A 17,810-nucleotide genomic window follows, 5' to 3' on the forward strand; every position below is an offset into this window, starting at 1 on the left:
TCCTTACGATAAAAAGTATTTTTCATAAATTGCTTTGGCCTGCTCTACTCTCTTCGTGCCGTGAACAAGCACCCGCCCGTCCCGGAATACGACGAGACGATAGTCCGGAAGAACGCAGGAAAGCAGATAAGGATTTTTCTGTACCCTGCCGTGCCGGCCAAGCTTGGTTTCCAAATACGTAAAATCATATGAACGGGAGGTTTCGGGACGAATCTGTACCGTATCCCTTCCGCAGAGCACCGCCATTTTCGTATCATCTGCGCCGGCTAAATGAGCGTATGCCGGCGTTGTACCGCAGGAAGGACACGTATCTTTTTTCGTTTTTCCTACTTGAATCGCATGATGCTGATTTTTCCAAATATCAAACAGCGTCAGCTTTGTCTGTACCGCCTCTGTTCGCCCGGAAAGTATTTTCAAAGCTTCAGCTGTTTGATACGCGGACGTCATCTGCACCGCCGGGGCAATAACCCCATCAGTTTCACACGTTACGCTGAATGCCGGAATCGCCGGCAGAATACACTGCAGGCAGGGAGTCTGCCCTGGTAAAATAGTAAAACTCATACCGTAGCTGCCTGCACAGGCACCGAACACCCAGGGAATTTCGTATTTCTGGGAAAGATCATTTAAAATAAAACGAATATCGAAATTATCCGAGCCGTCAATAATAATATCCAGTCCGGGAGCAATGTCCTCCAGCTTTTCAGCCGTCGCATCCATAACTAAACTGTGGATTACCGCGTCGCTGCGAATCGCCAGCAGGCGCTCTTTGGCTGCGATGGCTTTCGGCATTTTAGCTTCTGCTTCTTTTTCTCCATACAGCTGCTGCCTTGGGAGGTTGCTCCATTCCACATAATCCCTGTCGATAATGGTTAGTTCTCCAACTCCGGCTCTTACAAGCGTTTCGGCCGCTGCACTGCCAAGCGCTCCTGCACCTAATATAAGCGCATGCTTTTTCTGCAGATTGGCCTGTCCGTCTGTCCCTATGCCGGGAAAAAGTATCTGCCTTGAGTATCTATCATTCATGCTGTTCTATCCCCCGATATAGGACATCTCAATTTTTTTGCGGTTTTTCACCGTTTCTTCGGTCCGCTCTTCTGAATAACGATCTGTCCGGCCGTTCCATACATTTTCAATGAAATGTCTGACTTCATCCGGCGAAGCCCCGCTTCGAACAAGCGTCTTCAGATCCGTACCGCTTTCGGCGAACAAACAGGTAAAGAGTTTACCGTCTGCAGATATTCTTGCTCTCGTACACGTTCCGCAGAATGCATCCGATACAGAAGAGATAAAACCTACCTCTACATTGGAGTCTGCATATCCATAGCGGTTAGCGACTTCTCCTAGATAATCGCGCTCCAGCGGCTGCAATGGAGCAATCGTGGATACCATGTCCAGCAGCTCTTTTTTGGTTACGACCTGAGAGTAGTCCCAGCCGTTCGTCTGGCCAACATCCATAAATTCAATAAACCGGAGCGTTACCCCTATGTCTTTACAGTATTTCGCCATAGGAATCACTTCCTGATCATTGACTCCTTTTCGAACGACCATGTTTACTTTCACATGCAGGCCGGCATCTACCGCAGCCTGCATTCCTTTCAATACAATATCCGGCTTTACTTTGCGGCCGTTCATTTCCTGAAAAACCTGCGGATCGATTGCATCCAGGCTGAGATTAATCCGCATCAGGCCGGCTTCTTTCAATGCTTTTGCCTGCTTTACTAAATGAACACCGTTTGTTGTAAGAGCAATATCTTCGATTCCCTCTATTTTCACGAGCTTTTCTATCAGTTCAGGCACATTTTTTCTAAGCAGCGGCTCGCCGCCTGTAAGCCTTAGTTTTTTTACACCGAGTGCGGCAAATTCTTCTGCCAGCATCGTAATTTCTGAAAAAGACAGCAGTTCTTCTTCCGGCATAAAAACATAATCATCCCCGAAGATTTCTTTTGGCATGCAGTAAGAGCATCTAAAATTACAGCGGTCCATAATTGAAATGCGCAGGTCCTGCAGAGGCCTTTTATATTGATCGAGCGTCGGGCTTTGCTTCAACATCTTAATCCCCCCTGCGAATAGATAAAAAAATCCGGCCCGCCGCTGGTTTATTAGAGAAAGGCCGGCGTGTGATTCCTCCACGGCTTCAACGCCTGATGGAGTGTATATATAGGAGAACATCCAGAATTGGAAAGGTTTCCAATCCTGTATACTTCCGTTCGTTATCTGCATTGTGTCATGATCTGTGAGGATATAAAGCTGCCTGTATTAGATTCGGTCGACGAGAAGCAGCAGTACCTTCATTTGTTTTTAGTATCCTTATTTGGAAAAAAGCTGATAGAATAAAAACAGCAAACGGTCTGCACCTTCTTTAGAGACTTATTCTAACACATATGGAGAGGAGAATTAAAAGAATGCACCACGAAAACGATGTACGCACTTTGAGGGCAGCCGTTCTAACGATGTCCGATACAAGAGGAAAAGCAGAAGATAAAAGTGGAAAGCTGATTCATTCTTTTCTTGAAGAAGCTGGATTTAGCGTTGAAGCATACAGCATTATTAAAGATGACCGCCGACTTATTGAACAGCAGCTTAACAAATGGGCAGAGAACCCAATGATTCAGGCGGTCATTATGAATGGCGGCACCGGCGTCTCTCCGAAAGATGTAACATACGAAGCTGTTGCCTCTTTACTTGATAAAGAGCTCCATGGATACGGAGAGCTGTTCCGCATGCTCAGCTACGAAGAAATTGGAGCTAAAGCATTGTTCAGCCGAGCGATTGGCGGAAGTATTGGCAGTACAGCTGTGTTTGCGCTGCCGGGCTCAAGCAATGCCGTTCAGCTTGGGATGGAAAAGCTTATTATTCCTTCTCTTCCCCATTTAATCGGAGAATTAACCAAATGACCATTAACACAGCCGGTGCTGTACTTGCTGGAGGACGATCTTCCCGGTACGGCCTGCCGAAAATGTTTGAGCTTTACCACGGAAAACCTCTTTATCAGTACAGCCTTGACGCTTTTAAAGAGGCAGGTATTCAAGAGAGATATATTATTACAAATAACCAGCTGGCGGATCGGTTTGACAGCCGCCTGGCTTCGATTGTTATAGAACCGGCCCCTTTTTCCGGGCCGCTGTTCGGGCTGAAAGAAGCCTTACGCCAGGTGGAACCGGATAGCTGGCTGTTTCTTTTAGCTGCCGACATTCCGTTTGTGACCCCGGAATTTGTCGCTTCCTGCTTGAAAAAGCAGAGGCCGCTATGGATAAACAGGCGGTTATTCCTGTTTCCGGAGGCCGGCTCCAGCCGCTGCACGGTCTTTATCATTCTTCCTGCCTGCCTGCCGCTGACAGGGCCGGACAGGAAAAGCAGCATGAAAGCTCTTCTTGACGAGGTCAGCGTTCTTTACGTAGACTATCCGAGGGTCAGAAAGATTTTGTTAATATTAACCGGCCCGAAGACTGGAAACGCCCTTAAGAAAAGACAGGCTAAATAAAAGGAGCCATCATAACAATGGATGAATTTACGCATTATAATGAATCAGGACGCGCCCGCATGGTCGATATTTCCGAAAAAAATGAAACCAGCCGGACTGCCGTTGCCCAAAGTATCGTTCACTTAAGCAATGAATTGTATGAAGCGATTGAAAAACAGCAGCTGAAAAAAGGAGATCCTCTTCACACTGCTCAGCTGGCCGGCATTATGGGAGCCAAAAAAACAGCTGAACTTATTCCAATGTGCCACCCATTGCCCTGCAGGGGACAGACCTTACGTTTGCTTATCATCAGGTGGAAGAAGGGTGGGAGCTGCATATCCTGGCTACAGTGAAATGTAAAGGCAATACAGGCGTAGAAATGGAAGCACTCACCGCCGCGACTACTGCCGCGCTTACTTTTTACGACATGTGCAAAGCTGTCGATAAAGGCATGATTATTAAAGAAACGAAGCTGCTGCGGAAAACCGGGGGCAAAAGCGGTGATTTCCAGGCCGCTGAATGATAGAAATATACACAAAAGAGAGCCCTAACCGGCTTCTCTTTTTGATGTATTCTTTTTCCAAATAAATGCAGCCGCAAACCCTGCAGCAGTGCAGATCAATATACCAATACTAAATGGTACAGGTGCTATCATAAGCCAGGGCCTCGCATCCACAATATAGAAAGCTGCTGCCGCACTTATTCCGGAAATAACTGTCCCTATAAGGCGGAGGGAGGTAAACATTTCCCCCGCCCAGGCCGGTAAACACTACGGCGCTTGCGAGCAGAATCGTATAAAGCGTTCCAAACACGTTCGGATCGAGCACAGCATCCAGCAGCTGTGGCAGGATGAAATGCTGTTCCTTCGATATTTGATGTGTTCATAGGAATTTCGTGAGCTTCCGACGACTCCAGATCCATACTTTTTAATTGGAAGACGGGAGGGTCTTCCGGCCAGTTCTGCTGTTCCATGTAGGCAATATAATCAGAGTGATGGAAAAACACCGGAGAATCGACATTCATAGACCCTTCCGTAAGGCGTTCACTTCACCGCTTTCAATATTAAGAACAAAAGTTCATACTGGTATATCTCTCCTTCTCCCCGACCGGAGGCTGTTGTATAAGCAAACTCTCCTCGTCTGGAGAAAGCGTTGGGGAATATACCCCTGAAGGCAGCCTGTTGATCAGCGCCTCGTGTGAATTCGAGTTGTCCAGTGAATAAGTTTCACCATTTCTCCTTCATCCCCGTCCGCTGTAAAACAGGGCTGAACCATCATCAGAGATAGAAAGGGAGCTTATGACATAGCTGTCTTCTTCCGTCAGCTTTACCGGATCTCCTCCGCTGCTGGGCATTTCATACACATCAAATCCGCCGGCAGTTTCCATATCTTCAGAGAACCAGTCCTCTGTTTCAATTCCAGCAAAATACACTTTTTCATCATCCGATGAGAAAACCGCATCTCTTATATGTAAGTCTTCTGATGTTAACTCAGCCGTTTCCCGGGTAAGCAGATTGATTTTATTTAAATAGCTTATTCCTTCGGCGCTGTCTGATAAATAGAGAAGCTCGGTTCCGTTTTCGTTAAAGGCGGGCTGATGCTGATCCTCCCCTGATTCATTGGGAATTGGTTCCGGCGTACCGCCGCTCACCGGAAGTGTATATATAGAGCGTTCTCCTTGCTGAAAATAAGAGAAGGCAAACACTTCATCATCTTTGGATAAATCCAGGTCGCTGTTCACCCCGCTGTGATAGTCATAAGGATCATTATCCCATAGAAAAAATATGAAAAGAAGGCAGACGAGCAGAATCGCACTTCCTGCCATAGCGGCAAAGCTCCACTTTCTTTTCATTTCTCTCCTCCTGCCGTTTCTGTAATTCCATACTTTTTCCGCAGTGTTTTCTTCCAGCTTTCGGCAAGAAACGGACTTCTTAGAAGAGCAAGAATAGGTTCATGATCGTTGATCGGCTGGTATGTCAATGTATTAATTTCAGCAATTGAAAAGCCTGGACCGCTTTCCTGTTTCTTTAATACACTGTCCATAGATACCATACCTTCTTTCAAAACTCTAAAATAATAGCCGGAGAAGCCATTTTCTCTAACAAATAAGGGAAGGCTCGGAAGACCATGCTTTTCGGCGAGCTTATAGCAAGGCTGTCTTGGCTGGCTGACCTGCACAACAGCTTCGCCCCATTCATAAATATCTCCAATGCAGACTGTTGTTTCAGGCATCCCGAGGATAAGCAGATTTTCGCCGAAAGCCCCTTCTTTCATATTCATGCCGTGGTGGCTTTTCCAGTGTTCATAGTGCTCTGCCGGATAAACGCATACCGCTTTATCAGGACCGCCGTGATTTTTCAAATCAGCCTGTGTATCTCCTGAAAGGCCGTTAAAGGAAAGAAAGACAGATTTTCCGCCTACACTTTGTTTGTTAATGCCGGAAAGAATTTCCCTATCCTTTTTCTGGGAAATGACCTCTGCTCTGCCAACATTTAACGATATAATACTTGATTCCACAACCACTCTCCTCCTCTTGATACTTCATTCCAATCCTTTTTCCGCTTAAAAAAAAGCCTGCCCGGAATAAGATCCGGACAGCTTTGATTTTATTTCAGCGCATCCGTCAGAACAGGAACAATCTGCTTTTTACGCGAGACTACTCCCTCTAATACCGCTTTGTTGTTGGACAGCGTAACGTTAAATGCTTTTTCTACAGCGTCGGTCTTGCTGCCTACCGCTACGGCAGTAGAGTCGCTGTTTAAAATGTCGGTAACGACAAAGACAAACAGATCCAGTCCGTTACTTTGAACAGCCTCGTTCATCACTTTCTCAATTTCCGCCTGGCGCTCGAGCACTTCGTTTGGATCGATGGCATTCACCTGGGCGATTTGCACTTTTGCATTTCCCATGGAAAATTCTTTAGCGTCTAAAGAGATTAATTCTTCCTCGGTCTTGCCGCTGATATCGGCGCCGGCCTTAAGCATTTCCAAACCATAGCTGTCCGTATCAACACCTGCAATAGCAGCAAGTTCTTCAGCCGCAGCAACATCTTCGTGTGTGCATGTCGGTGATTTAAAAAGCAGGGAATCAGAAATAATAGCAGACAGCATCAAACCGGCTGTGCTTTTATCGATTTCCACACCATACTCTTTATACATTTTATTTAAAATAGTAGCTGTGCAGCCTACCGGCTCTGCGCGATAGTAAAGCGGTTCCGATGTCTGGAAATTAGCAATGCGGTGGTGGTCAATGACTTCTTTAATACTTACTTCCGCCAGGTCATCCACGCTTTGCTGCGCTTCATTATGGTCTACCAGACTGACGCGGTCTGTTTCACTGGAAACCGATTCTACAAGACGCGGGCCTCGATTTTGAAATAATCCAGTGCGTATTGTGTTCTCCATTTATTTCACCCAGTCTAACCGCTTCTGCCTCGTCTCCTGTTTTGTTTTTTAAAGCAGCGTGTGCGATCGCTGAACATATTGTATCTGTATCAGGGCTCTTGTGGCCGAATACTAGCAATTTACTCATTCTATCTCTCCCTTGTATGTATTTTGGCTGTTTTCACTCTTGTATTTTATCATAAACCTTTTACGAATAATGCAGTCGCGGGCAATTTTTATCGTGGGAATCTATTTTTGCTTTCCTCCATTCTTTAAGCTATACTCGATAAATGATTAGTTACTTAAGTAACTATATGGAAGGATGGGATTATTATTACGCTCGACCGCGATATTTTTACCCTGATGCATCAAAAAGTTCGCCTCTCCATGAAATCCATTAATTTTGAGCTTCAGGAACACTCCCTGTTCAGCTCCCAGTGGAGCCTTCTTTACTGCCTGAAGAAAAATGGAAGCATGACGCAGAAAGAAATGGCAGAATACCTGCACGTAGAGTCCCCAACTATCACCCGCACGCTTCTGAAGCTCGAAGAAAGCGGTCATATAAAGCGTCAGTCCGGCATTGATAAGCGCGAACGTGTCGTCAGTCTGACAGAAAAAGCGCTGACATGTTTTCCATCTGTGGACGAAAGCGTCAGACGTCACGAAAGAAACATGCTCTGCCGGCTGTCCGTCAACGAAAAGCAGCAGCTTGCCGCACTTCTGGAAAAAATCGAATACGTAGAAGAAAGAAGGTAGCTCCTGTGTCCTCCACCGCGTCCGAAAAAATCTGGACAAAGCCTTTCTGGATTGCCCTGATTAATAACTTTTTTGTATTTCTCGCCTTTTATGCCCTGCTGACGATTCTGCCTATTTTTGTGCTTCAGGAACTGGGCGGAACAGAAGGACAGGCGGGTCTTGCTACGACTATATTTTTAGTTTCTGCCATTATTACGCGGGCCTTTGCCGGTAGAATTATTGAGAGCTTTGGAAAGAAAAAAATGCTGATGGTAAGCGTTCTGTTATTTGCCTTTTCCATGCTTTTGTATCTGCTTGCTCACGATCTGATGTTTCTGCTTGCCCTTCGTTTCTTTCATGGCATCTGGTTCAGCATTGCTACAACTGTATTATTAGCTGCAGCTGCGGATCTTGTTCCTGCTGCCAGAAAAGGAGAAGGCCTGGGCTATTTTATTATGTCTATGAATTTAGCGGTCGTTGCCGGTCCGTTTATTGCCCTGACCGCCGTCCGTTTTGTGCCCTATGCTGTTTTATTCGGCGGTCTGGCAGCCGTTTCTATTCTTGGATTTCTATTAACGTTTCTTATTCGTCTACCAGCAGAAACGCCTTCACGGCAGCCTGTTTTTAAACAGCTGGCTGTAAATGACCTGATCGAAAAACGAGCGGTTCTTCCTTCCAGTATTGGATTTTTAGCAGCCTTTTCCTATGCCAGTGTTATTTCCTTTATTTCAGTCTATGCCGAGGCCATTAACCTATTTCATGCAGTTAACCTGTTCTTCGTTTGTTTTGCAGCCGTTATGCTTTTATCCCGTCCTTTTACAGGAAGATTATTTGACCGGGCGGGGCCGGCTTACGTTATTGTTCCATCCCTTCTCGTATTTTCTGCAGGATTGTTTCTGCTCAGCACCGTGACAACAACAGCTGTGCTGCTTATCGCCGGCGGGTTGATCGGCCTGGGCTATGGATCGATTCTGCCAAGCCTTCAGACAATGGCGATCCAGGCTTCGCCTCCCGAGCGTACAAGCCATGCCACCGCTACTTTTTTCATGCTGTTTGATTCAGGAATTGCCGTCGGTTCATTTGTACTTGGAACAATTGCTTCGCTGGTAACGTATTCCTACGTATATATTATATGCGGCACGCTTGTGCTTGCGACGCTTGGCATCTATATGCTTCTTTATCGAAACCAGCTTCGCGTGCAGTCTGCCCATTAGAGTCTTTTTTGTTTCCCCTTATCAAAAGAGCCTGACTGCCGTACAATAAGAAGAAGCATACTATAGAAAGCAGGAATACGAATGGCAAATGGACAATCCAGAAAAGACATTACTCCTGGTATCGAAGTGGATATCGTTTTGAAGCAGGATCAGCGGACTGGTAAAACAACAAACGGCATTGTAAAAGATATTTTAACAAAGTCCCCTCAGCATCCTCATGGCATTAAAGTGCGTCTTGAAGACGGAAGCGTCGGACGGGTTAAGAACATTATTCAATAAAGATTTTAAAAGGGACTGTCCCAAAAGAATACCTGTGACCAACAAAATGCAGCCAATTCAACCAGGCGCGCGCTTTCGGCAGGCCATGCCTCAGCTAAAGAGAAACCCTTTCTTTATCTTCACCTATGGCTGGTCTGCCTGAGTCGGCTCCTGGTTATTTTCATGATGATTTATAAGAATCAGCTAAAAAAAACACATTTCCACTATGTGAAGAGAACCTCACGTCCCTTGTAACAAGGATGCGAGGTTCTTCATTTATTTTCTTTTGAAATAATAAAAATATTTTTTGGGACAGTCCCTTCTTTTATGGACAAAAAGATTATTCTTCTCTTTCCTCAAATACATTTTTCACTTTTTCCACTACGTATCCGCTTCCGCCTTCATCTTCTACGTTTTCAATCATCATAGTGATCAGCAGATCTTCCTGTTCGTAATCGTACGCAACAAACCAGCCGTTTTCTGTTCCATCTTCTCCCTGCTCTGTTTTTAGTTCAGCCGTACCGGTTTTCCCTGCGATAGTAAGATCTTCCCGAACCGGTTCATAGGCAGAGCCATTTTCATTCTCGACAATGCCGCGGAGTCCTTCTGTAATCACATCGGCTCCTTCCTCAGGAAGAATGCTTTCTTTCCAGACTTCAGAACCTTCTTCCTGCCGCTCCAGCTGTGGTGTCAGCATATCTCCTTCATTTACAAAAGGGGTATAGGCTGCAGCTAAGTGCAGTGGGGACATCAGCATCTGGCCCTGGCCGTAACCAGTATCAGCAAGCAGAATATCTGAATCCAGACCTCCATTGGAAATCGCAGATGGCTGCACAGGAAAGTCATAGGGAAGCTCCTCATCAAATCCAAAGTTCCTAAGACCCTCTGCAAAAGCTTCTTCGCCTGTATCCAGCGCGGTTTGCGCAAAAAAGATATTATCCGACGTGATTAAGGCATTTTCCAAGTTTACTTGTTCCAGTCTGTCTGAAACCCGTGTAACCGAATAGCCTCCCCAGCTGCTGTCCGGCTGCCATTGCTCACCGGTAATTGTTTTTTCTTCCTGCGGATCTAAACTTCCCTGATTCATGCCAACCGCTGCCGTTATTGGCTTAATCGTAGATCCCGGCGCATAAAGGCTGTTAAATTTAGCTGAAAAAGGACGTCCTTCGTCTTCACTTAGTTCCGCGTATTCCCCTTCCGGCCATCCAAATAGATAATTGTTAGGGTTGTAGGCCGGCGTGCTCACCAGACCAAGGGTTTCCCCCGTTTTAGGATCGAGGGCTGCCGCTGTACCGGAGTCACCGTCCAGTTCTCCGAACAGATTTTCCTGTACGTTTGTATCAATAGATAAATGAACGGTTTCTCCATCTTCCGCCTGCTGTTCAGCGATCACTTCGCCGCTTTCCGTTGTGACGAGAGCCCGGCCCGGTGTACCGCGCAGACGCTCTTCATAAATATATTCTGCTCCTGCTTTACCAAGGGTTGTTCCTTCGGTGTAGCCTTCTCCGCGTTCTTCAAGTTCTTCTTCACTGATTCTGCCAATATACCCTGTTAAATGGGCTGCCTGCTCCTCGAGTGGATAGTAGCGGCTTGTCGTCTCGCGCGACTGCACTCCTTCTACTTCTTGAATTTCACCAAGCGATTCGGACTCTTCCGGGGTTAGTTTTTTAATGGGCACAAACGCTTCCTCCGATACCCACTCTTCCGCCAAAGCTTCTGTAATATCAGATTCCTCCATATCAAGAAGAGCAGCAAGCTCTTCTGCAGCGGCTTCTTCGTTTTCCGTTTCTCCTGGAACGATACCAACCTGATCAATAGTCGTGTTTACCGCAAGGCTGTTATCATTTCTGTCCAGAATATCTCCTCTTACCGGTTCTATTATTTCCTCTCTTACTCTTTCACCAGCCTCAAGTTCCGGCAGAATAAAAGATGGTTCCCAGTTTACTTTCCACTCTTCGTTTCCTTCTATTTCTTCCTGCTGCCAGGACGCTTCTTCTTCGAACTCTACCGTGCCGGTATTTGTTTCTACCGCTGCTTCAAACGGAAGAGACGGTTCCGCCTGTTCTTCAAATTGCTCCTGCTGTTCTTCGGAATACTCCGGCATGGTGATACCCGGTTCCGATACGCCCGCCGTCTCGTACACCTCTCTATGCTGAGCCGTAAACTCTTCTTCCGTTACGGCTTCCTGCGCTTCTGAAGACAGCATCGTATACATCTCCGCATACTCCCTGCTCGTTCCAATGCTCTGTATATGTCTGCATGGCGTCTTCTGCTGTTGAGTTATTGCTGCAGGCCGAAAGCAGCAGGCCGAGACCAATAATTCCCGCTAGTTTTTTTCATATAGGACCCTCATTTTCTAAGTAAATGTGCCTCGATTATAGCATAACCGCTTTCAAAATCCTTCCATTTTCATGACTCTTTTTAAGGAAAGAGGAGTGATACTTCTCTATATCGGGTACAGTTTTCTAATACAAAACGCAGGAGGGATTTATTTGGCAGATTCATTACATCACGTTCCCCGTTACCCTAAATCACTTTGGCGCGATATTCAGGGGCTTCCTGAATTTCCTGTCCTCACAGAAGATTTCGAAGCCGACGTTACAATTGTCGGAGCCGGTACAACCGGTTTAACCGCTGCTTACTTATTGTCTAAGCAGGGGGTCAAGGTAGCCTTAATCGAAGCGGGCCGAATTCTTGATGGCACGACCGGGTACACGACAGCTAAAATTTCTTCCCAGCACGGTGCTATATACGATGACCTGATTACTAATTTCGGCCTGGAAAAAGCACGTCTTTATTACGAGGCGAATGAAGAAGCTTTAGCATTCATACGAAAAACAGCGGAGGACCTGGACATTGACTGCGACCTGACGACAGAGGACGCTTATGCATACACCACAGAGAATAAAAATGTTTCCACGTTCGAAAAAGAATTAAAAGCATATCAGGATATCGGCATTAACGGAGGCGAAGCGCTTAATGAAATAGAGCTGCCTTATTCAGTAGAAGCCGCTTTAGTGATACGAAACCAGGCCCAGTTTCATCCCGTTAAGTTTTTTGCCGGCCTGATTCCAAGTATCGAAGAAAATGGGGGCCGCATCTTTGAACAGACGAGAGCAGCCAAAGTGAAGGGATCTAAAAATCCTTCCATTGAAACAACGGATGGGCATACGATCAACAGCCGGCATGTTATCGTAAGCTCTCATTTTCCCTTTAATGACGAAGAGGGGCTTTATTTTTCCAGGCTTCATGCCGAACGGTCTTATACACTCGCCGTAACTACCGAGAAAAAGCCTCCTAAAGGAATGTATCTTAGTGTGGACTCCCCGGGTAAATCGCTTCGCTATGCCAAATCAGCTGATGGAAGCGATCTGATGATTCTTGGCGGGGAAGGCCATACGGCGGGGAAAAACAAAGAAAATACGTTTAACAACTATGAGCGTCTGCGGGAATACGGGGAAAGCATTTCGGTATTACGTCTATTCCATACCGCTGGTCGGCAGGATCTTATCACGCTGGATAAGGTACCTTATATCGGTCCGGCGGTTACCGGAAAGCCGAATGTTTTTTGTCGCAACAGGCTATGCCAAATGGATGAGCAACGGCGTTGCCGCCGCTTTACTGCTGAGTGATCTCGTGCAGGAAAGACAACCGGTTTTGCGGATCTGTTTGATCCAAGGCGCACGAAGATAAAAAAGCAGATGCGCTATCCCTTTTTCAAAGAAAATATGGACGTAGGAAAACTCGTAGCCGGCAGCTTCACCGTAAAGATCGAAAGCTTGAGGAACTGGAAAATGATGAAGGGGCACTAGTTACCCAAAGGGAAAAAATCGGCGCCTATAAAGACGAGGACGGGCGGACCCACATGGTGTCAACGACCTGTACGCATATGGGCTGTGACGTAGAATGGAACAATGCGGAACGGTCTTGGGACTGTCCGTGTCACGGTTCACGCTTTTCTTATGATGGAAGCATATTGGAAGGACCCGCAGTCACTCCTTTGAAAAAATTGGATAATAATTAACAAACAGCCGCAGAGCATATGCTCTGCGGCTGTTTTTGTATTACTGGCGTTTTTCTAGCCCAGGTCTTTTACAAGACCAAGAGACATCAGGCCGTTTCCCTCTGCAGTCATCGGGTAACCAATTGGAAGCGTGCGGCGGATCAGCTGGGCATAAAGCTCCGGCTCTGTAATCGTACGTTCGAATCCTTTTTCGGCAATATTATCAATAACGCGAGTCCCCGGCTACATGGGGAGCAGCCATCGACGTGCCGGACAGGCCGTGCATAGCCTCCATTTAGATAAGTGGATAAAATATCAACACCAGGCGCCACTAAATCAATTTCATCATTCGTATTTGTAAAATCCGAAAGCTTCTTTTGAAAGGTAACAGCTCCTACCTGAATGACTTCATTATAGGCTCCCGGGTAGGCAAACTCATCTGTATCAATATTTTCCGTCTCCTTCATTTCCGGCAGCACATACAACAGAAATACCGGCATTCACTGCATCTACTACGGCTCGGTACAGATCAGGAATGTCTTCCGGACCGCCAAGGGACATGGATATAATTCTCACTTTTTCGCCCTGGCTTCCTCTCCATGTCCTTGCATAGTCAACTGCCCATATAATCCAGTCCATCTGGCCGCTGCCATTTCCTTTGAGGGCTTTTAGTACAAGAAGATCAGCTTTCGGGGCCGCGCCGACAACTCCTCTGCCATTTTCCGATGCTGCGATGGTCCCGGCCACATGTGTTCCGTGTCCGTTATTATCGTTATAATTTCCCGGATCTCCTCTAAAATCATCCGTGAAATTCCGACCTCCGATAATACGGCTTCTTCAAATCCGGATGTGCCTGGCATCCTGTATCGATGACAGCAATCACATTGCCGCTTTCCCTGATCTGCTTCGCTCCACAATACCGGTGCCTCTACGAGCTCGATACCGGTTGGAATGGTCGATGATACTTGAACATGCTGTTCGTGTCTGAATGGGATCAAATGAACATGTTTCATGTAATATCCTCCTTAGCATCCGGCCTTACTGCGCCGGTATACTATCTAAAGGGAGCTTCAGCTGTATTTCAACAACCAGGTTATAAAAAAGTGTTTTATGCATAGGTAAGCCGGGTACTATGAGTAAGTAAGCAATATTATACGAGATGATAATCATTTAAATGAAGGAGTTTTTAAAATGGGACATTATGTAGATGTAGAAAAAAATGTGCAGCTGTTTGTTGAAGACCTCGGAGAAGGACAGCCGGTTGTTTTTATTCACGGGTGGCCTGTGAATCACAAGATGTTTGAATACCAAATGAATGAGCTTCCTAAAAAAGGATACCGCTTTATCGGAATTGACCTGCGCGGTTATGGAAAATCCGACAAGCCGTTTGGCCCGTACGATTACAACACAAAAGCCGATGATGTAAAAAAGGTCATTGACGCGCTCGGACTTGATAACGTTATTTTGGGCGGCTTCAGCATGGGCGGTCCGATCGCCATTCGTTATATGGCAAGACCAACAGCCATAAAAGTATCTAAGCTTGTCCTCATGGCTCCGGCAGCCCCTGTATTTACCCAGCGCGACGATTACCCGCACGGACTGGAAAAACAGGAGTAGATGACATTATCAGCAATCTGCAGTCCGATCGTCCGGCTATGCTCGAAGACTTCGTCGCAAAATGTTCTTTGCAAGTGAAGTATCCGATGCCTACGCCCATCATTTCCACAGCCTTGGCATGGAGGCTTCCTCATACGCCACCATTCATTCTGCCAAGGCGCTCCGCGATGAAGACGTACGCGGCGACCTTTCATCCATTAACGTTCCAACCTTAAGCCTGCATGGCCGCAAGGACGAGATATGTCCATTTGATTTTTCACTGGAGCTCGAAAAGAGCATCAGCGACTTCACTTTAGTTCCTTTTGAAAACAGCGGCCATGGTCTCTTTTTTCGAAGAGAAAGAAAAATTCACCAGGAACTTCTTTCCTTTTCAGCAAATAAACAGACAAAAAGCGCTTTTCTCCCTTTTGTTGGAGAAAGGCGCTTTTTTTTACTTTTAAAAAGGACCCCATTCAATACCATGAGCGATCAGAAGGAACACCGCACCTATTAAAAACCAGGCGATAATGAGCGGCATGATAAACTTTGCCCATTTCCACCAGGAAATGCCTGCGGTAGCAAGCACCGCCATGAAATACCCTGAAGTAGGAAAAAATAATATTGGAAAATTCCATCCCCAAGCTGGAAAGCAAGAATGGCTGTCTGCCGGGTAGTGCCAACAATATCAGCAAGCGGGATCATAATAGGCCATCGTAATCAGTGCCTGTCCGCTTCCGGATGGTACAAAGAAATTGAATAATCCCTGTGTACCAAGCATCCCGAGCCACAGTTACAGATGAAGGCATAGTACTGACTCGGAAGCCAGCGCAAAAATAATCGTATCTATGATCTGGCTTTCTTCCATTACTACCGCTACACCGCGGCAATACCAATAATCATCGCCCCCATCAACCACTTCCGGAACCCGTTGTTAAAACTGTCGCTGATTCATTACCGGACATTCCGGCAATGATTCCAACCAGAATTCCCATGGCCAGAAAGTATCCGGCAAGCGCCACGAAATCCCACTGACTGCAGCACTGCAAAGACCATCCCAGCAAACATCACCAGGGCTGTATACCGGCAATTTTTTGTCTAAGTGTTCATGGTTATTTTTTCTTCCTGCATATCATTGTGCTTCCGAAACTCTTCTGCTTCTGCCGCCGCTATTTCTGGATTTTTCTCCAATTTCTTTGCATAGCGGAGCAGAAATAAAACACCGGCCAGAATAATGAAGGAAAGCACGAGGAAGCGGTATGCCGCCCCCGAATACATAGGCAGATCCGCAATCTGATGGAGAGTCCAACTGTTCCCGGGTGGTAATAGCGCCCAGGAATCCTCCAGATGTAGCAATCAGCGCTACACCGGCTGCCATCATTTTATCGTAGCCCCGTTTAATCATCAGCGGAATAAGAATCGGTATGTATACCAAACTTAGTCGGGCGTCCCTACAAACGCCGCTATCATGGAGAAGACTACCATTAGAATAGGAATAATTAATTTTCTTCTGTGCTCGAATGTAGTAGTTAAATACTGCACGCCAAATTGGATCAGGCCGGTCTCTTTAAAAACATAGAACGCTCCACCAATCATAAAGGTGAAAAAAGACGACTGGTGCTGCATCAATCAGCCCCTGCGGGATGGCAGTCAGAAAATCCATGATGCCGATAGCGGCGCATCAATATAGGAAAATTCCTCTGCATTTATCATTTCCGCGACCGCCTGGACCTTCTATCGTTTCATACTCCCCCGCGGGAACAATGTAGAAGCTAAACTCATAATGCGATAAACAAAATAAGGATAACGTATATATGCGGGAAGGAGAACCGGCTTCCTTTTTTCGGAGAACCGGACGTTTCTATATCTTTTTCAGAAGAGGGTCCTGGCTTTTTAGCTGACTGCATATAAATAAATCCTCCTTGGTTTAAGCCAATGACGGCTGTTTTTGTTTTGTATAAATATCCAGCGCTGCCTTTGCTGCTTCACCTTTGTTAACAGACGCTCCTGCATAAATAAGAGAAGCCTCCAGTCCCATCAGCACTTGAAGCACATTTCCTGACGACAGCTGTAGCCCATCGTGCCGATCCGCCATATTTTTCCCTGCAGCGGGCCAAAAGAAGAAGCAATTTCAATACCAAACTGCTGCAGCAGAAAATCCCTTACACTATCTCCATCTATTCTTCAGGAATATTAATGCACGTTACAGTTTGTCAATTTCGCTGCCGGGTCTCCAAATAACGTGAGTCCCATCGCTTTTCAGTCCGGCTGTCACGCCTGTTCGTGATAACGGTGTCTGTTGAACCTTTCTTCGAGGCCTTCCTCCAGTACTACCTGCAGTCCTTCATGAAGACCGTAAATCATATGTGTTGCTTCGGTATGGTGATTCAGCCTGCTTTCACTCCAATAATCCTGAAGCTGGGTCAGGTCAAAATAATTGCTGTGAATTCTTCTCGGATTCGGCGTTCTTCTTTTTTGTACCAGACCCTGCTCAATGTTTTTTCGTTCTGCTATTACTTTTTCCACTCGATCGTTATACGTTAATGGAGCAAGCCCGGATGGCACAGAGAGACATTTTGTGTGCCGCCGATAACTGCGTCAATGCACCAGTCATCTGTTTTTACGTCCATTCCTGTTACAGTTGCTACAGCATCTACTACAAGCAGCACATCCTCGGCGCGGCAGGCTTTACCGATTTCTTCCAAAGGCTGTACCCGTCAGTGGATGTATCGCCGTGAATCATACCGACTACTTTAGGCTGAACCTTTTTTATTTCGCAATGACATCGTCAGGGTCAAAGATTGTGCCCCATTCGCATACATGCGGAACACTTCAGCTCCGCAGCGCTCTGCGATTTCTGCCATCAAATAGCCAAACCGTCCAAAGATGGGAATCAATACTTTATCGTCCGGCTCAATTAAGCTGCACATAACCGCTTCCCTGCTCTTGATGTCCCGTCTACTGGAAAAGCCCATTTATTTTTCGTTGGAAAGCCTCCGCAGCCTTCCCATTGTCTCGTCCATAATGGAAGTGAACGCCGGATCAAACTGCCGAGCATGCGGTTGGACATCGCCTGTCTTACCCGGGGATGAACCTCAACAGGTCCTGGTGTCATGATTGTGCGCTGTGGTATGTGTAATCCTTGCATCATCTTCATTCCTCCTC

At 46.3% G+C, this 17,810-nt stretch carries 20 protein-coding genes and 5 pseudogenes; 9 read left to right on the forward strand and 16 right to left on the reverse strand.

Annotated elements, in window-relative coordinates:
- Positions 1 to 3 precede the first annotated feature (3 nt).
- Together MMY81_RS01495 and moaA are read right to left on the reverse strand one after the other, a co-directional pair.
- Entirely contained in the window at positions 4 to 1,023 is a 1,020-nt protein-coding gene (locus tag MMY81_RS01495) for a ThiF family adenylyltransferase (RefSeq protein ID WP_252311347.1), read from the reverse strand.
- Positions 1,024 to 1,029: 6 nt separating this feature from the next.
- Complete coding sequence (moaA, locus tag MMY81_RS01500) at positions 1,030 to 2,049, reverse strand: GTP 3',8-cyclase MoaA (RefSeq protein ID WP_252311348.1); 1,020 nt, start codon at positions 2,047 to 2,049, stop codon at positions 1,030 to 1,032.
- Between the two features lie 353 nt (positions 2,050 to 2,402).
- On the opposite strand from moaA, the gene MMY81_RS01505 reads away from it, so the two are divergent.
- The 3 genes and pseudogenes from MMY81_RS01505 to moaC all read left to right on the forward strand — a co-directional run bounded on the left by MMY81_RS01505 (position 2,403) and on the right by moaC (position 3,983).
- Positions 2,403 to 2,894 (forward strand): MogA/MoaB family molybdenum cofactor biosynthesis protein, encoded by a 492-nt coding sequence (locus MMY81_RS01505; protein ID WP_252311349.1) that lies wholly within the window; start codon positions 2,403 to 2,405, stop codon positions 2,892 to 2,894.
- On the forward strand, positions 2,891 to 3,481 hold the full coding sequence (mobA, locus tag MMY81_RS01510) for a molybdenum cofactor guanylyltransferase (RefSeq protein WP_252311350.1): 591 nt from the start codon (positions 2,891 to 2,893) through the stop codon (positions 3,479 to 3,481). The genes MMY81_RS01505 and mobA overlap by 4 nt, the downstream gene beginning before the upstream one ends.
- Positions 3,482 to 3,498: 17 nt before the next feature.
- Positions 3,499 to 3,983 (forward strand): annotated as a pseudogene (moaC, locus tag MMY81_RS01515) (cyclic pyranopterin monophosphate synthase MoaC).
- 24 nt (positions 3,984 to 4,007) lie between these two features.
- Here moaC and MMY81_RS01520 read toward each other — a convergent pair.
- From MMY81_RS01520 to MMY81_RS01535, 4 genes and pseudogenes are all read right to left on the reverse strand, one after another.
- The gene (locus tag MMY81_RS01520; RefSeq protein ID WP_252311351.1) at positions 4,008 to 4,205 is read right to left on the reverse strand and encodes a hypothetical protein; all 198 of its coding nucleotides are present in this window, start codon (positions 4,203 to 4,205) and stop codon (positions 4,008 to 4,010) included.
- Between the two features lie 494 nt (positions 4,206 to 4,699).
- Complete coding sequence (locus MMY81_RS01525; protein ID WP_252311352.1) at positions 4,700 to 5,311, reverse strand: TolB family protein; 612 nt, start codon at positions 5,309 to 5,311, stop codon at positions 4,700 to 4,702.
- Positions 5,308 to 5,976, reverse strand: coding sequence for an MOSC domain-containing protein (locus MMY81_RS01530; RefSeq protein WP_252311353.1), 669 nt, complete (start codon positions 5,974 to 5,976; stop codon positions 5,308 to 5,310). Before MMY81_RS01530 ends, MMY81_RS01525 begins: the two co-directional genes overlap by 4 nt.
- Positions 5,977 to 6,065: 89 nt before the next feature.
- Positions 6,066 to 6,990 (reverse strand): annotated as a pseudogene (locus MMY81_RS01535) (manganese-dependent inorganic pyrophosphatase).
- 239 nt (positions 6,991 to 7,229) lie between these two features.
- Here MMY81_RS01535 and MMY81_RS01540 point away from each other — a divergent pair.
- The 3 genes from MMY81_RS01540 (at position 7,230) to MMY81_RS01550 (ending at position 9,070) form a co-directional block, all read left to right on the forward strand.
- Positions 7,230 to 7,598, forward strand: coding sequence for a MarR family winged helix-turn-helix transcriptional regulator (locus MMY81_RS01540; protein ID WP_252311354.1), 369 nt, complete (start codon positions 7,230 to 7,232; stop codon positions 7,596 to 7,598).
- Between the two features lie 5 nt (positions 7,599 to 7,603).
- Complete coding sequence (locus MMY81_RS01545) at positions 7,604 to 8,791, forward strand: MFS transporter (RefSeq protein ID WP_252311355.1); 1,188 nt, start codon at positions 7,604 to 7,606, stop codon at positions 8,789 to 8,791.
- A gap of 81 nt (positions 8,792 to 8,872) precedes the next feature.
- A complete protein-coding gene (locus MMY81_RS01550; protein WP_252311356.1) occupies positions 8,873 to 9,070 on the forward strand; it encodes a YwbE family protein in 198 nt (65 codons plus the stop codon).
- Positions 9,071 to 9,389: 319 nt separating this feature from the next.
- On the opposite strand, the gene MMY81_RS01555 is transcribed toward MMY81_RS01550, so the two are convergent.
- A complete protein-coding gene (locus tag MMY81_RS01555; RefSeq protein ID WP_252311357.1) occupies positions 9,390 to 11,264 on the reverse strand; it encodes a penicillin-binding transpeptidase domain-containing protein in 1,875 nt (624 codons plus the stop codon).
- Positions 11,265 to 11,541: 277 nt separating this feature from the next.
- Between MMY81_RS01555 and MMY81_RS01560 the strand changes: the two genes are divergently transcribed.
- Both MMY81_RS01560 and MMY81_RS01565 read left to right on the forward strand, forming a co-directional pair.
- Positions 11,542 to 12,681: an NAD(P)/FAD-dependent oxidoreductase gene (locus tag MMY81_RS01560; protein ID WP_252311358.1), complete on the forward strand. Its 1,140-nt coding sequence runs from the start codon at positions 11,542 to 11,544 to the stop codon at positions 12,679 to 12,681.
- A 233-nt stretch (positions 12,682 to 12,914) separates the two neighbouring features.
- A complete protein-coding gene (locus tag MMY81_RS01565) occupies positions 12,915 to 13,073 on the forward strand; it encodes a Rieske 2Fe-2S domain-containing protein (protein WP_483882481.1) in 159 nt (52 codons plus the stop codon).
- A 54-nt stretch (positions 13,074 to 13,127) separates the two neighbouring features.
- Here the strand turns inward: MMY81_RS01565 and MMY81_RS01570 are convergent.
- Positions 13,128 to 14,065 (reverse strand): annotated as a pseudogene (locus MMY81_RS01570) (S8 family peptidase).
- A 178-nt stretch (positions 14,066 to 14,243) separates the two neighbouring features.
- Between MMY81_RS01570 and MMY81_RS01575 the strand changes: the two are divergent.
- Positions 14,244 to 15,042 (forward strand): annotated as a pseudogene (locus MMY81_RS01575) (alpha/beta fold hydrolase); the annotation flags it as partial.
- A 63-nt stretch (positions 15,043 to 15,105) separates the two neighbouring features.
- On the opposite strand, the gene MMY81_RS34815 reads toward MMY81_RS01575, so the two are convergent.
- From MMY81_RS34815 to MMY81_RS01595, 8 genes and pseudogenes are all read right to left on the reverse strand, one after another.
- The gene (locus MMY81_RS34815) at positions 15,106 to 15,240 is read right to left on the reverse strand and encodes a hypothetical protein (RefSeq protein WP_374561016.1); all 135 of its coding nucleotides are present in this window, start codon (positions 15,238 to 15,240) and stop codon (positions 15,106 to 15,108) included.
- Between the two features lie 93 nt (positions 15,241 to 15,333).
- Positions 15,334 to 15,426, reverse strand: coding sequence for a hypothetical protein (locus MMY81_RS34820; protein WP_374561019.1), 93 nt, complete (start codon positions 15,424 to 15,426; stop codon positions 15,334 to 15,336).
- A gap of 12 nt (positions 15,427 to 15,438) precedes the next feature.
- Positions 15,439 to 15,564: a hypothetical protein gene (locus MMY81_RS33230; protein WP_256497836.1), complete on the reverse strand. Its 126-nt coding sequence runs from the start codon at positions 15,562 to 15,564 to the stop codon at positions 15,439 to 15,441.
- Complete coding sequence (locus MMY81_RS01580) at positions 15,557 to 15,694, reverse strand: hypothetical protein (RefSeq protein WP_252311359.1); 138 nt, start codon at positions 15,692 to 15,694, stop codon at positions 15,557 to 15,559. Before MMY81_RS01580 ends, MMY81_RS33230 begins: the two co-directional genes overlap by 8 nt.
- Before the next feature lie 49 nt (positions 15,695 to 15,743).
- Positions 15,744 to 15,923, reverse strand: coding sequence for a hypothetical protein (locus MMY81_RS34825; protein ID WP_374561022.1), 180 nt, complete (start codon positions 15,921 to 15,923; stop codon positions 15,744 to 15,746).
- Positions 15,924 to 16,082: 159 nt separating this feature from the next.
- Positions 16,083 to 16,271 (reverse strand): hypothetical protein, encoded by a 189-nt coding sequence (locus MMY81_RS01590; RefSeq protein WP_252311361.1) that lies wholly within the window; start codon positions 16,269 to 16,271, stop codon positions 16,083 to 16,085.
- A gap of 152 nt (positions 16,272 to 16,423) precedes the next feature.
- Entirely contained in the window at positions 16,424 to 16,552 is a 129-nt protein-coding gene (locus MMY81_RS33235) for a hypothetical protein (RefSeq protein WP_256497837.1), read from the reverse strand.
- A 20-nt stretch (positions 16,553 to 16,572) separates the two neighbouring features.
- Positions 16,573 to 17,802, reverse strand: a pseudogene (locus MMY81_RS01595) (pyridoxal-phosphate-dependent aminotransferase family protein).
- Positions 17,803 to 17,810 lie beyond the last annotated feature (8 nt).

This window comes from Sinobaca sp. H24 (assembly GCF_023845525.1).

What these genes read in the sequence shown, in the direction of transcription:
- MMY81_RS01495 (WP_252311347.1), bottom strand. Translation starts at nt 1,023, where the DNA reads ATGAATGATAGATACTCAAGGCAGATACTTTTTCCCGGCATAGGGACA.
- moaA (WP_252311348.1), bottom strand. Translation starts at nt 2,049, where the DNA reads ATGTTGAAGCAAAGCCCGACGCTCGATCAATATAAAAGGCCTCTGCAG.
- MMY81_RS01505 (WP_252311349.1), top strand. Translation starts at nt 2,403, where the DNA reads ATGCACCACGAAAACGATGTACGCACTTTGAGGGCAGCCGTTCTAACG.
- mobA (WP_252311350.1), top strand. Translation starts at nt 2,891, where the DNA reads ATGACCATTAACACAGCCGGTGCTGTACTTGCTGGAGGACGATCTTCC.
- MMY81_RS01520 (WP_252311351.1), bottom strand. Translation starts at nt 4,205, where the DNA reads ATGTTTACCTCCCTCCGCCTTATAGGGACAGTTATTTCCGGAATAAGT.
- MMY81_RS01525 (WP_252311352.1), bottom strand. Translation starts at nt 5,311, where the DNA reads ATGAAAAGAAAGTGGAGCTTTGCCGCTATGGCAGGAAGTGCGATTCTG.
- MMY81_RS01540 (WP_252311354.1), top strand. Translation starts at nt 7,230, where the DNA reads ATGAAATCCATTAATTTTGAGCTTCAGGAACACTCCCTGTTCAGCTCC.
- MMY81_RS01550 (WP_252311356.1), top strand. Translation starts at nt 8,873, where the DNA reads ATGGCAAATGGACAATCCAGAAAAGACATTACTCCTGGTATCGAAGTG.
- MMY81_RS01555 (WP_252311357.1), bottom strand. Translation starts at nt 11,264, where the DNA reads ATGTATACGATGCTGTCTTCAGAAGCGCAGGAAGCCGTAACGGAAGAA.
- MMY81_RS01565 (WP_483882481.1), top strand. Translation starts at nt 12,915, where the DNA reads ATGGTGTCAACGACCTGTACGCATATGGGCTGTGACGTAGAATGGAAC.
- MMY81_RS34815 (WP_374561016.1), bottom strand. Translation starts at nt 15,240, where the DNA reads ATGGCGGTGCTTGCTACCGCAGGCATTTCCTGGTGGAAATGGGCAAAG.
- MMY81_RS34820 (WP_374561019.1), bottom strand. Translation starts at nt 15,426, where the DNA reads ATGCTTGGTACACAGGGATTATTCAATTTCTTTGTACCATCCGGAAGC.
- MMY81_RS34825 (WP_374561022.1), bottom strand. Translation starts at nt 15,923, where the DNA reads ATGTATTCGGGGGCGGCATACCGCTTCCTCGTGCTTTCCTTCATTATT.
- MMY81_RS01590 (WP_252311361.1), bottom strand. Translation starts at nt 16,271, where the DNA reads ATGCAGCACCAGTCGTCTTTTTTCACCTTTATGATTGGTGGAGCGTTC.
- MMY81_RS33235 (WP_256497837.1), bottom strand. Translation starts at nt 16,552, where the DNA reads ATGCAGTCAGCTAAAAAGCCAGGACCCTCTTCTGAAAAAGATATAGAA.